This window comes from Streptomyces sp. 3N207 (assembly GCF_052246355.1).
GTDB lineage: Bacteria > Actinomycetota > Actinomycetes > Streptomycetales > Streptomycetaceae > Streptomyces.
Genome location: NZ_JBQQBV010000013.1, coordinates 16,157 through 28,944, shown reverse-complemented (window position 1 = coordinate 28,944; position 12,788 = coordinate 16,157). Strand labels below are relative to the sequence as shown.

Below are 12,788 nucleotides of genomic sequence, written 5' to 3'. Positions count from 1 at the left end.
TATTCGTCGGCGCACCCGCCGGCCCACCCACCACGGCTGAGGAGCAGCCTGCTGCTGAATTGCCAGCACGACGCGCTCCAGGGAACGCAGGGCTGTCCGTACGCCGCCGATGAGCCGGCCGGCCGTCAGTCCCTGTCCTCGCCGTGGCTCAGTGCGATCACGCGGTCCTGATCGTCGAAGCGTATGGAGACCGTGTAGCGCTCGCAGCGCGCGTGCATGGCGTTCTGGTCGTCCTCTCGGACCTCGAAGCCGTGGCGCCTGAGGTAGCCCTCCACCACCAGCCGCGGGAAGGAGGCGAAGACTCCCAACGCCTCGTGGAACGCGGAGGACAACACCTCTCGGCGAAAGGGCGCCCACCTTCTCGTCGTCGACCAGGAGGTATGTACGGGCGCCGGTCTCCATTTCTACGCTGACGTACCACGACAGGCGACGTCGTCGGGACATACCGCCTCCTGCCTCCGGGAAGGGCCGAACGCTCGTATTCGGACGGCGAGTTCGACCTGGGTGCGCTGGACGGGATCCGCTCATCGATGGTCGAAGCCGGACGTGTGATCAACTTGATGTGGTCCGGGCTCGCCCGCTATGTGCTGCTGTCGGGGCACCGCTATCTCGCGGGCTGCGCATCGGTGCCTTTGGCCGACGGCGGGCAGGCGGCAGCCGGCGCATGGGCCCTGTGCTCCGCCAAGCACGCACCACCCGCCGAGATGACGGTCTCGCCGCGCCGCCCGTGGCTGCCGACGGCACCGGCGCCGGCACCGGCCTGGACAGCCGCGACCCGCTACTCCCAGCTCCCGCCGCTGTTCCGCGGCTACCTGCGGCTCGGAGCCTGGGTGTGCGGTGCTCCCGCCCATGACCCCGAGTTCGGGGTCGCGGACTTCTTCGTGATCCTCGACATGGAGCAGTTGAACGACCGCTACTACCGCTACTTCCTCGGAGAGTCGCGGTGAGCCTCTGGACGGTCTCCTCGCCCTGTACGGCTCGATGCGCTGCCCACCGAGTGCCGCCGGTCGCCGCTGCTGTGCAGGCGCGCCGGTACGCGGCCTTGGCCCGCGCACTGATACGCGGACTGGCGACCGGGCCGCGCCTGGCGCGGGGAGATGTGCTCCGCACCCAGGCTCGGGGGGTGATTCGTGCCCTCGGGCTGCAGCTGGAGACCCCGGTGTCCGGCTTCGGCGAGCCACACCGCCCCGAGGGGCCGGGGTCGCTGATCGTGTCGGACCACATTTCGTGGCTCGACGCCCTCGCGCTGTTCGCGGTCGAACCGGCAACCGCGCTTGCCAAACGTGAGGTGGCACGGTGGCCGTTGTTCGGCTCGCTGGCCACACAGGCGAGGGTGCAGTTCATCGACCGGGACCGGATCCGAAGCCTGCCCGGCACCGTGGCGCAGGTGGCGGCCACCCTGCGCGGCGGCCGTTCGGTCATGGTCTTCCCTCAGGGGACCACCTGGTGCACCGAGTCGGGCAGCGGATTCCGCCGCGCCATGTTCCAGGCGGCGATCGACTCCGGCGCCCTCGTCCAGCCGGTGACGGTCAGCTACCTGCAGTGCGGTATGCCCAGCACGGTGGCAGCGTTCCTCGGCGAGGACACCTTCACCGCTTCACTTCACCGGGTGATCAGCGCCCGGGACCTCACAGTCCGCGTCACGGCCCATCCCGTACTGCGCCCGGTACAGGACCGCCGCACGCTCGCCGCCGCAGCCCATGCGGCGATCCGCGGCACGAAGGCCCCCGCTCATGTCTGAACCGTTCGCCCCCTCGGACGACGAGATCCCGCCACCGGCCCCGCGCCGCCGGGTCAGCGTGGGCGGCCGGGGATACCGGGGCGGCGCTGCCAGGGGCGAGGGCCGGAAGGCGGGCGGTAGTCGACGCCCATGGCGTCCAGGCGAGCGTAGTGCGCCTCGTCCAGGCGGCGCTCGAAGTCGGCGAAGTCCCGCTCCGCTGCGGGTTCCAACGGCGACCAGGCCACCTCGGCGACCGCCGCCAGTCGGGGGAAGACCTGGTAGTCCACGCGCTGCTGGCTTTCGGTGCACTCGCTCCACAGGTTGGCCTGGACACCGCGGACGTGCCGCGCCTCGGGCGTACCCGCCAACTCAGGCGGCAGCGGCTCGAAGTGGTAGACATCCCGCAGGGTCTGGACGTATCCGAGCGGCATCGGTTCGTCCGCGCTCTCGTCCTGGCGGCGGTCCAGATACAGCTCGTGTTCCGGGCATATCACCACGTCGTGTCCGGCGCGCGCTGCGGTGATCCCGCCGTCGTAGCCGCGCCAGGACAGCACAGCGGCGCCCTCGGTGAGGCCACCGCCCGGAAAGTCGTCCTCCAGTACGCCACCCTCCAGGATCTCGTCCCAGCCCATGAGCCGCCGTCCGCGTACTGCGAGCCAGCGGTCGAAGTGCCGCATGAACCAGCCCTGGAGCGCGTCCTCGTCGGCCAGCCCTTCGGCACTGATACGGGCCTGCGCCGTGGCCGATTCGCGCCACTGGTCCTTCTTGCACTCATCCCCACCGACGCAGATGAACGGCGAAGGAAAGAGGTCGAGGACCTCCTCCAGCACCTCCTCGTAGAAGCGGAGTGTGGCATCTGACGGTGACAGCAAATGGAGATTCATCCCCCAGTGGCCCGGCACCTCCAGGTCCGCCGTGTCGGCGACATCGGTGCAGCCCAGCTCGGGGTAGGAGGCGATCGCCGCCGACGAGTGGCCCGGGATGTCTATCTCGGGTACGACGGTGATGTGCCGCTCGGCGGCGTAGGCGACGATCTCGCGGATGTCGTCGTGGGTGTAGTAGCCCCCGTGCGGGCGGGCGTCCCAGAGAGTGGATGCCCGGTGTCCGACCTGTGTTCCCGCGCGCCACGCGCCGACCTCGGTCAGCCTGGGGTGACGTGTGATCTCCAGGCGCCAGCCCTGGTCGTCCGTCAGATGGAAGTGCAGCACGTTCAGCTTGTGCGCGGCGAGCTGGTCGATGACGCGCAGCACACCGTCCTTGGGCATGAAATGCCGGGCGACGTCCAGCATGAACCCTCGCCAGGCGAAGCGGGGTTCGTCGTCGATACGGACGGGTGCGAGGCGCCAGGGCCCCCACGCTCCGGCCCGCCGGTAGACGCGGGGCGGCAGCAGCTGGCGCAGGGTCTGGGCTGCCCAGAAGACCCCGGCCGCGCTGCCACCCACGAGGCGGATATGGTCGGCGGCGATGTCGAGCCGGTACGCCTCGGAAGCCAGTCCCTCGTCGAGGCTCAGATCGACGGAGCCCCCGCCTCCTTCTTCCCGTGGTGCCCAGCCCCGCAGCCAGGTGGCGACCCCCTCGGTGCCGGGAGCGACCCGCAGCGCGGTGCCGCTCCCCCAAACGAACCCCTCGCCGACGTCGGCCACTTCGCTGACCACGCGCGGAACCAGCGCACTCATGCCTCGCCCCTGCCTTCCGTTTCCATCGGAACCGAGCTCTCCGGTACTTCAGTCCTTGACTGCTCCGCCCAGACCCGACACCAGTCTGCGGTGCACCGCGATGAAGAAGACCAGCACCGGCACCGTCATCACCGTCGACGCCGCCATCACTCCGCCCCAGTCGGGGGTCTCCTCGTCGAAGAAGACCAGCAGCGCCATCGGGAGCGTCGAGTTCTCGGTCGCGCTGATGATGAAGGTCTTCGCGAACAGAAAGTCGTTCCAGGTGGCGATGAACGAGAAGACGCTGGTCGCGACGAGCCCCGGCAACACCAGGGGAAAGAGAATCTGCCACAGGAAGCGCGTCCTGCTCGCGCCGTCGAGGTACGCCTGCTCCTCCAGCGAATCCGGCACCGCGCGTACGAAGCCCCGCAGCATCCAGATGGCGAAGGGCAGCGAGAACGCGATGTGCGGCAGGATCAGCGAGCCCAGCGAGTTGAGGGTGCCGAAGTCCCGCATCAAGAAGAACATCGGGATGGTCAGTGCCTCGACCGGCACCATCTGGGCGGCGAGGAAGAGAATCAGCAGCGTCGTGCGCAGGCGGAAGCGGAAGCGCGTCACGGCCGTCGCGGCGAGAAATGCGATCAGCCCGGAGGCCACGACCACGCACAGCGCCACGATCACGCTGTTGACGAAGTACCGCCCCAGATCCTCCTGTTCGAAGACCCGCCGGAAAGAGTCCAGTGTGGGCTTCAGCGTCCACGGCATCGGTCGTTCGGACTGCACCTCGTCCGAGGGCTTGAAGGCGGAAAGCGCCATCCAGTACAGCGGAAAGGCCACCAGTAGCGCGATCAGCATGGCCGCGCACTCCGCCGCCAGCCGCCACGGCTTCCTCACCCGACGCCGCCGAGCCCGTGCAGCATGGTGCGCGCCCCGCTGTTCGGCGCCGTTTGCGAGGGTGCTCACAGCTCTTCTCCCTTCCGGCGCAGCAGCCACAGATAGACGAGGGTGAACGCGAAGAGGAGCAGCAGCATCACCACTCCGATCGCGGATCCGAGGCTGTACTCGGAGGAGGCGAAGGCTTTTTGATACGCGTACACATTCAGCACAAGGTTCTGGCCCGCGATGCCGCCGCCGCCCGTCATCACATAGATCTGGGTGAAGACCTTGAAGTCCCAGATGATCGACTGAATGGTGACCACGATGAGGATCGGCCGCAGCAAGGGAGCCATCACACTGCGCCAGGTCCGCCACATGTTCGCGCCGTCCAGCGAGGCGGCCTCCAGCAGCTCCTTCGGAATGGCGCGGATTCCCGCGTAGACCGTCACCATCACCAGCGGGAAGGAGCACCAGACCACTTCGAAGAGGACGAGCGCGAACGAGCTGTAGCGGCCGTATGTCCAGGAGAAATCCCCCAGCCCCAGAACTTTGTTGACGGGTCCGAAGTCGGGGTCGAAGAGGAAGACCCACACAGTGGAACCGGTGATTCCAGGAGTGGCCCAGGCGCCGAGCGCGGCCAGCATCAGCACCAGCCGGGGGAACGCCCGTATCCGACTGAGCAGTACGGCCAGGGAACAGCCGACCAGAAGCGTGCCCAGCACGCAGGCTGCGGCGAAGAGGACCGTGGCCAGCAGGACATCCCAGAACTGTCGGTCGGCGAACAGTTCGGTGTAATTGCCAAGCCCCTGGAAAGTGGCGGGCTCGCCGCCGCTCACCTGGGCCTGCGTGTACTCCATGAAGGAGATCAGGACGAGCTGGTAGATGGGATAGACGAGCAGCCCCGCCAGCACCACCAGGGCAGGGCCGAGATAGATCCAGGGTGTCCGGCGGGGGTACCGCCGGAGCGGTGCCCGCCGCCGGTTCGCCCGCTTCCCGGGTGGTTCCCCGGGTTGGTGGTTCACGGCCGGCGCGGCGGCGGTCACTTGACTCACTAGCGCTTTACCTCACTGTTTCTTGTTGAATATCTTGTTCATCTTCTTTGCCGCATCGTCCGAGGCGGTCTCCACATCCTTTTTGCCGCTGGCGATTTCCTGGTACATCGTGGGCAGCACCATCGAGGCATCGACCTCGTTCCACGTGGGGGTGATGGGCACAAAGCGGGTGTCGGCGTCCAGGGTCTTCGCGAACGGCTCGAAGAACGGCTTCCCCTTGGTGACCTTTTTCCGGACATCGGAGAAGGTCGGCAGGAAGCCCATCGCCTTGTGCATGTCTTCCTGGGAGCGCTTCCCCGCGATTTCCTTCATCAGATCGATGGCCAGGGTCCGGTGCGAACTGGACTTCATCACACCGATGTTGTTGCCACCGGCGAAGGCAGGCGCGATCGAGCCCTTCTTCTCGCCGGGCAGCGGAACAACCGCGTACTTGCCCTTGACCTTGCCGTCGTCCATCACCTGACGGCTGAAGTCACCACCGATGGCCATTCCGGCCTTGCCGTTCGCGAACGCGTCGGTCACCTCGGTCCCGTCCCACTTGGCGCACGTATGGGCGGGGCAGTTGTCCTCCTTGAAGAGGGACGTGTACTCCTTGATTCCCTTCCGCGCGGCCTTGTCGTTGATGGTCGAGCTCAACACCGTCGCGGCCGGCTTCGCCATGTCGCCGCCGTTCGCCCAGATATACGGCATCGCGGCGAACGTATTGCCACCGCCCACGGCCATGCCGTACATATCAGGCTTGGCAGACCTGATCTTCCTCGCGGTCTCGCTGACTTCTTCAAGCGTCTTGGGCGGCTCGAGGTCCAGATCCTTGAAGACGTCGGTGCGGTAGTAGAGCGCCCTGACACCGACGTAGAACGGGGCACCGTAGAGCTTCTGATCCACCGTCACGGACTCTTTGGCCGTGGTGTCGGTGTCGAGGACGGAATCCCAGCGTCCAAGTTCCCAACTCACGTCTTCGAGCGCGCCGTCCTTGACGTATCCGGCCGTGTCCGTATTGCCGTACTCGATGACATCGGGCGCCGACTCGGGATCGTTGAGCGCGCCCTTGAGCTTCGCGGCACGATTCTCCGCCGGATAGTACGTCACATCGACCTTGACATCGTCATGCTTCTTCTCGAAGCGGTCGACTGCGCGGTCGATCACCTTCTCTTTGGGCTTGTTGTTGAGTTCCTTGAAGAGCCAGACACGCACTGTGCCCGTCTTCTCGTCCTTCCCCGACCCATTGGTCGAGGACTTCGGGGCGCATCCGGCGACCAGTAGAGCCGCCAGCCCCAGTGCAGCAGTTAAGGCAGACAGCCGCCGCCGCACAGGCATGTTCATCATGGGACCTCCCTGCCTCTTATGCCGCGAAACGCGCAACATGAGCATCACGTTTGAACAAGGTGCGCAGGAGGCTACGAGGCCAACTCGGCGTCCCACAATAGGCGTTGACCGATCCGTGACCCCACACCGGGGCCCCTCACCGAACCCTCGAACCCGTTAGGCAGCGCCTGTGCCCCCCTGCCGCGAACAGGAGGTATCCATTTGTGCGCCGTGGTGCGCGATATGCCCATCTCGGCCGCAACCAGCGTGACTGTCCGACCGGGTCGGAGCTGGTCAATCACCGGCAGCAGGCAGTGAACGGTCATCGGGCATCACGGTGAACCGCAAAGGCCATCGACGGCGTATTTCTGGACAGGTCCACCAGCGAGTGACGGCGGCTGCCAGTCCCCCCGCTCTTCGCTGCCCAAGCACCGACCCCGGGACGCCTCCGGCTTCGTCGTACTGTCCCGCCACTGGGTCGTCGAAGCACCCCTCGCCCGGATGGCGCACGCCCGCCTCCACGCACGCTCACACAAGTCCTCGACTGCCGCGTCGCCACGGATCAGGATCGCCAACGGAGCGTCCGCTCCCCGGAGTTCAAGTGCCGGCTCGTCGTAAACAGGCCGTTTCACCGGCAGCGCAGCAAGGCGCCGAGTGCCTGTGGCATATTCCGAAGACTCTTGCCTTTGATCTTTCCCGTGGTCACGAAAGCTCGGCCGATGCCCTGCCGAACCTCTTTACGACTCGCCGCTCCCCCTTTCGAATGCATCCGGACCGTGAGCGCATGATGACCTCTTGTGAGCGCGGTCGACCGAGACAGACGATCAGGCGGCAAGGCATCGTTCGTCCCACTCCGGGGAGCCGTTCATGTCCGATCAGCAGCTCAGCCTCAGTCCCGATGTCGCCAGGCAGCTCGCGACCACCACCAAGACCCGCCCGCAGATGCGTGGCATCACGCCCCGGTATCTGCTCCGTGCCCTGCCCTGGGTGGATGTCGGGGCCGGGATCTACCGCGTCAACCGCCGCCGCTCGTTCGTGCTCGGCGACAACCGGATCAGCAGCTACACCCAGGATGGTGCATGCCGCATCCTCGCGGAGGACCTGCGCGAGGTCCCGTATCTGAGCGACGCCGACGGTGCGCTCCTCTCCGAGCTGGCGGAGGCTTTTGCGGAGGTGACCTTCGCCCCGGGTCAGGAACTGATCGCGGAGGGCGCGTCCGCCGACAAGCTGTGGGTGCTGGTGCACGGGCGTGCCGAGAAGCGCGCCACCGGCCGGTACGACGACGACACGCTGATCGAGGTCATCGGCGACGGTCAATTCTTCGACCTGGACGCGTGGAGCCGCTCCGCGGCCATGCCCTACCGGGTCAAGGCCATCACCGCAGGCTCGGCGCTCTGTCTGGACCGCGCCGCGCTGGCACGGGTCGCCGACCGGGACGAGTCGCTCAACGCCCAACTCCAGACGTACATCTCCACCGAGCGCCCCACCCCCGGCACCGAGGTACCGGTCGACCTCACCGCCGGGCACACCGGTGAGCCGGAGCTGCCGGGCAGCTACGTCGAATACGAGGACGCACCCCGCGAGTACCACATGACGCTCGCCCAGACCATGCTGCGCATTCACACCCGGGTCTCGGACCTCTACAACGAGCCCATGGACCAGACACGCACCCAGGCCGACCTCACCATCCAGGCGCTGCGCGAGCGCCAGGAGTGGTCGATCCTCAACCATCGCGAGTTCGGTCTGTTCCACAATGTCGCCCCGGGCCAGCGGGTGCAGACCCTCGCGGGACCGCCGACCCCGGACGACCTGGACGAGTTGCTCTCCCGGGTGTGGAAACAGCCCGGCTACTTCATCGCCCATCCCAGGGCCATCGCCGCGTTCGGCCGGGAGTGTACGCGCCGGGGCGTCCCCCCGGTGATCGACTCACGCTTCGGGAGCCCGCTGCTGACCTGGCGTGGCGTGCCGCTGCTTCCCTCCGACAAGGTGCAGCTCACCGGGCTCCGGGGGGCCGGCACCTCGGAGATTCTCCTCATCCGGGTCGGCGAGGCGGAACGCGGCGTGGTCGGGCTCCGGCCCTCCGGCGTCCCTGACGAGGTCGAACCCGGTCTGTCCATGCGGAACATGGGCATGGACAACAGGGGCATCACCTCCTATCTGATGACGGCGTACTTCAACGCGGCAGTCCTGGTCGAGGACGCCATCGCCGTGCTGCAGAACGTCGAGGTGGGGACCTATCATGACTACTCCTGAGCTGGTCCCGCGCACCCCGCGGGCCGCGCCCGCCACCGCCCCGGCCGATACTTCCTCGTACACCCCTGAGGAGATACCGGCGACAGCCCCGGCAGCCGAGAGAGCGGCGGAGCACGCAGTCGAGCGCCCCGTCAGCGGGGGCGCGTTCAACCCCGAGCGGGCCCGCGACGAGGTGCCCGCACTGCACCGGACCGTCAACGGCCACCCCATGGTCTGGCTGGACAACGCCGCCACCACCCACAAGCCGCATCAGATGATCGAGGCGCTCAGCACCTACTACGCCACCGCCAACTCCAATATCCACCGCGGCGCACACACCATGGCGCGCCAGGCAACAGTGGCGTACGAGGCGGGCCGCGCCGCGATCGCCTCCTTCCTCGGTGCAGCCTCACCGGACGAGATCGTTTTCGTACGCGGCACCACCGAGGCGATCAATCTGGTGGCGCAGACCTGGGCGCGTGACAACCTCGGTCCCGGGGACGACATTCTGGTGCCCGTCCTCGAACACCACTCGGACCTTGTCCCCTGGCAGCAGATTGCGGCCGAGCGGCGAGCCCGCGTGGTCCCCGTGCCCCTCACTCCCGAGGGCACCATCGACCAGGACGCCTACGCGGCCCTGTTGTCGTACCGCACCCAACTGGTCGTGCTCAGCCATGCGTCGAACGTGCTGGGCACCATTCCGCCCGTCCGGGAGATGACCGCGCTGGCACACCGCTATGGCGCCGCGGTGCTCGTCGACGGCGCCCAGGCAGTGGCCCACTTCCCCGTGGATGTCCAGGAACTCGACGCCGATTTCTACGCCTTCTCCGGTCACAAGATCTTCGGCCCTACGGGCATCGGCGCCCTCTACGCCAAGAGAGCGCGGCTGGAGGCCATGCGCCCCTGGCAGGGCGGGGGCAACATGATCCAGTCCGTGGAGTTCGCCCGTACGACCTTCGCGCCCGCACCGCACCGCTTCGAGGCGGGCACCGGCCATATCGCGGGCGTGATCGGACTCCATGCGGCGCTCGACTGGCTCCAGGGCTTCGACCGGGCGGCCGTAGCAGCGTACGAGGCGGAGCTGACGGCCTACGCCCAGCGTTCCCTCCAGACCGTGCCCGGTCTCCAAGTGCTGGGCCCGACAGCGGAGAAGGTGGGCGTTTTGACCTTCACCCTCCACGGCTGCACGCCCGAGGAGGCGGCGAGCCGGCTGGACGACGACGGCATCGCCATCCGTGCAGGGCACCACTGCGCCCAGCCGGCGCTTGGCCACTTCGGCCTGGCCAGTGCGGTCCGCGCTTCACTGGCCCTCTACAACACCCGGGAAGATATCGACCGGTTGACGGCTTCGTTAGTGCGCCTGTTGGAGCGAAGGGAGGGGCAGAAACCGGGCGGTTGACGCCCGGTCCGGTCTCCGGGGCTCGCGGTGACACCCGACTGTGAACAGATACGGCCACCGGGTGATCAACGGGGCACCGCCGCCTTGCCCAGCTCGGTCGGCAACGGGGAGACAGTCGTCGTCGCTCCTGCTCCGGTGACCCGCCCCCTTCGAAGCCCGGCGCCCGCGGCGTCGGGCTTCACGCTGCCAGGCTGCGGGCGGCGCTCTCTGCTTCGCGCCAACGGCCGCCGCTCCGACACGGGCACGGGAGGCACCGCTTCCGACACTCGGCTGTCATGGGCCGGTCCCGGAGATGCCACCCTCACCCGCGGGCGGTCTCGGTGTTCGCCCCTCGGCCCCGGTGGGCCCAGCCGAAGTGAACAACGATCGCCCGCTCGACGCGGCGGTCGTACGCCTTGCTGCGGGTCGCCGACATCGAGGTGGTGATGGTCTGCGCATCGACGCGGTGCCCATATGACGCCGCGGCGTACACGGCCTTGTCGGTGCGACGATGGGGCAGAGGTGCGTGGTGCGCCGTGGGGATAGCGTCCAAGAATGAACGCCCCCCTCTGCGCCATACGAACCGCACGCCCCGAGGACTATGACACCGTTATCGCCGTGGTCGACGACTGGTGGGGCCGCCCCGCGTCCCGCGACCTCACCCGGGTCTTCCTGGACCACTTCTATGCGACCAGCCTGATCGCCGAGGAGGCCGACGGCACGCTCGCGGGGTTCCTCGTCGGCTTCCTCTCCCCGTCGGAATCCAGCCACGCCTACATCCACTTCGCGGGCGTCGCGCCCCGGATGCGCCGCTCCGGGCTCGCCCGCGAGCTGTACGAACGGTTCTTCGCGCGGGCCCGTGAGGAGGGACGCACAGTGGTGAAAGCGATCACTTCCCCGGTCAACTCCCGTTCGATCGCCTTCCACACCGCCCTCGGCTTCGAAGCCTCGGCCCCTGTCGCGGACTACGACGGGCCCTCGCTGGACCGCGTGGTCTTTCGCCGAGCGCTGTGACCCGTGAGTCGTGGTGTCGGCTGGGGTTGGCCGGGTCCGTGAACAGGACGACATCCGTCGCGCCCAGAACGTACTCGATCGGGGGAGCACCTGTTGGATCACCTGTTCATGCACCAGCCGATCGTGCGCTCGACCTCATAGCGGCGGGGCAGGACGACGGAGCCGTAGGTGCCCTTCGCCGGTACGGATCCGAGGGCGGAGCTGGTCGCAGATGTGGCCGGCCGCCCCGGCCCTCTGCCGTTCCCGGCGCCCGCGGCAGCGGGCCCCTCGGGCCGGTCTCGGCAGGCGGTGGGGCGGGCGGGGAGGTATACCAGGAAGCGTGCGCCTCCAGCAGCGAGATCTTCCGGTCGGCCCGGGTTCCTGGCGAGCCCGTCACGGGCTGCTTGCGTTCCCGCTCGGGCTGATCGTGGCCGTCACGGTTGTGGACATCCTGGCGCCGCCCGAGGTCCATCTCGGCCCACTGCTCGTCGCGGCCCCCGCCCTGACCGCGGCGATCGGCGGCTCCCGCCTGGTGGCCTTCGTCGGCGTCGTCGCGGTAGCCGCGCAGCTGGTCATCGGCACGGTCCGCAGGGGGTGGCTCTCTCTCAACCACGAGGTGCAGGTCATTTCGCTGACTCTCGTCACGGTTGTCATCGTGGGCTTCTGCTATCTGCGAGAGCGCCACCAGCGGCAGCTGACGCAGCTACGCTCCGTGTCCGAGGCGGCCCAGCGGGTCGTACTGCGGCCCCTTCCCCGCCGCATCGGCCCCCTGGAGGTCGCCTCGGTCTATCTGTCCGCCGAGGCCGAAGCACAGATCGGCGGCGATCTCCACGCCGCCGCCCGTACCGGCAGGGCGACCCGGCTGATCATCGGCGACGTACGGGGAAAGGGTCTGAGCGCGATCAGTGACGCCTCGCTGCTGCTCGGCGCCTTCCGTGAAGGGGCCCACCAGCATGCCGACCTCTCCGGACTCGCGCGCGGGCTGGAGGCGAGCGTCAGCCGCGGCCTGGCCGAGCTCACCGCGACCGAGGACGACACCGAAGAGGACTTCATCACCGCCGCCGTCCTCGAGATCCCCGACGACGAACCCGTCATCCACATGATCAATTGCGGGCATCCGCCACCACTGCGCGTACACGAGCAGCAGGTCACGCCGCTGCACACCCGACATCAGGAAACCCCGCTGGGCCTGGGCGAATTCGCCGCGACCTCCTACGACGCCGACACTTTCCCGCTCGAGGTCGGTGACTTCCTTCTGCTCTACACCGACGGCGTCATCGAGGCCCGCGACGAGACCGGCGTCTTCTATCCGCTCGGTGCCCGGATCACCTCGTGGACCGTGGAGGACCCCGAAACCCTCGTCCAACGGCTCCGCGACGACCTGCTCGCACACACTGGCGGCAGCCTCGGCGACGACGCCGCCGTAATTGCCCTCAAGCGCCCACCGGCCTTTGAACACACGCCGACCGGAACCTGAGCTGCGCCGGGTCGACTCCGCATTTTTGGCCTTTCGCCGAGTCCACAGCGTGCTGACCGGGAGACGGCCCCGCTGTCGCCGCCGGTATCGCGATACGGAA

The 12,788-nt window shown here is 67.9% G+C and carries 11 protein-coding genes and 1 pseudogene; 6 read left to right on the top strand and 6 right to left on the bottom strand.

Annotation, left to right across the window (positions count from 1 at the left end):
* Positions 1 to 125: 125 nt before the first annotated feature.
* Positions 126 to 332, bottom strand: a complete 207-nt coding sequence (locus ACTWP9_RS20765; RefSeq protein ID WP_443247727.1) for a hypothetical protein — start codon at positions 330 to 332, stop codon at positions 126 to 128.
* 84 nt (positions 333 to 416) lie between these two features.
* Here ACTWP9_RS20765 and ACTWP9_RS20760 point away from each other — a divergent pair.
* Together ACTWP9_RS20760 and ACTWP9_RS20755 are read left to right on the top strand one after the other, a co-directional pair.
* Positions 417 to 947: pseudogene (locus ACTWP9_RS20760) on the top strand (GNAT family N-acetyltransferase); the annotation flags it as partial.
* Between the two features lie 176 nt (positions 948 to 1,123).
* Complete coding sequence (locus ACTWP9_RS20755) at positions 1,124 to 1,741, top strand: lysophospholipid acyltransferase family protein (protein ID WP_443247726.1); 618 nt, start codon at positions 1,124 to 1,126, stop codon at positions 1,739 to 1,741.
* A gap of 53 nt (positions 1,742 to 1,794) precedes the next feature.
* Here ACTWP9_RS20755 and ACTWP9_RS20750 read toward each other — a convergent pair whose 3' ends face one another.
* The 4 genes from ACTWP9_RS20750 to ACTWP9_RS20735 all read right to left on the bottom strand — a co-directional run bounded on the left by ACTWP9_RS20750 (position 1,795) and on the right by ACTWP9_RS20735 (position 6,620).
* Positions 1,795 to 3,396, bottom strand: a complete 1,602-nt coding sequence (locus tag ACTWP9_RS20750; protein WP_443247725.1) for a beta-N-acetylhexosaminidase — start codon at positions 3,394 to 3,396, stop codon at positions 1,795 to 1,797.
* 48 nt (positions 3,397 to 3,444) lie between these two features.
* The gene (locus ACTWP9_RS20745; RefSeq protein WP_443247894.1) at positions 3,445 to 4,230 is read right to left on the bottom strand and encodes a carbohydrate ABC transporter permease; all 786 of its coding nucleotides are present in this window, start codon (positions 4,228 to 4,230) and stop codon (positions 3,445 to 3,447) included.
* A 104-nt stretch (positions 4,231 to 4,334) separates the two neighbouring features.
* Positions 4,335 to 5,273, bottom strand: coding sequence for a carbohydrate ABC transporter permease (locus tag ACTWP9_RS20740; RefSeq protein ID WP_443247893.1), 939 nt, complete (start codon positions 5,271 to 5,273; stop codon positions 4,335 to 4,337).
* Between the two features lie 42 nt (positions 5,274 to 5,315).
* Positions 5,316 to 6,620, bottom strand: coding sequence for an extracellular solute-binding protein (locus tag ACTWP9_RS20735; RefSeq protein ID WP_443247892.1), 1,305 nt, complete (start codon positions 6,618 to 6,620; stop codon positions 5,316 to 5,318).
* A gap of 855 nt (positions 6,621 to 7,475) precedes the next feature.
* Between ACTWP9_RS20735 and ACTWP9_RS20730 the strand changes: the two genes are divergently transcribed.
* Both ACTWP9_RS20730 and ACTWP9_RS20725 read left to right on the top strand, forming a co-directional pair.
* Complete coding sequence (locus ACTWP9_RS20730; RefSeq protein WP_443247724.1) at positions 7,476 to 8,861, top strand: family 2B encapsulin nanocompartment shell protein; 1,386 nt, start codon at positions 7,476 to 7,478, stop codon at positions 8,859 to 8,861.
* A 172-nt stretch (positions 8,862 to 9,033) separates the two neighbouring features.
* Positions 9,034 to 10,239, top strand: a complete 1,206-nt coding sequence (locus tag ACTWP9_RS20725) for a SufS family cysteine desulfurase (RefSeq protein WP_443247723.1) — start codon at positions 9,034 to 9,036, stop codon at positions 10,237 to 10,239.
* Positions 10,240 to 10,540: 301 nt separating this feature from the next.
* Here the strand turns inward: ACTWP9_RS20725 and ACTWP9_RS20720 are convergent, their stop codons facing one another.
* On the bottom strand, positions 10,541 to 10,771 hold the full coding sequence (locus ACTWP9_RS20720; RefSeq protein ID WP_443247722.1) for a hypothetical protein: 231 nt from the start codon (positions 10,769 to 10,771) through the stop codon (positions 10,541 to 10,543).
* Between the two features lie 2 nt (positions 10,772 to 10,773).
* Between ACTWP9_RS20720 and ACTWP9_RS20715 the strand changes: the two genes are divergently transcribed.
* Positions 10,774 to 11,232: a GNAT family N-acetyltransferase gene (locus tag ACTWP9_RS20715; protein WP_443247721.1), complete on the top strand. Its 459-nt coding sequence runs from the start codon at positions 10,774 to 10,776 to the stop codon at positions 11,230 to 11,232.
* Between the two features lie 319 nt (positions 11,233 to 11,551).
* Positions 11,552 to 12,688: a PP2C family protein-serine/threonine phosphatase gene (locus ACTWP9_RS20710; RefSeq protein WP_443247720.1), complete on the top strand. Its 1,137-nt coding sequence runs from the start codon at positions 11,552 to 11,554 to the stop codon at positions 12,686 to 12,688.
* Positions 12,689 to 12,788: the final 100 nt, after the last annotated feature.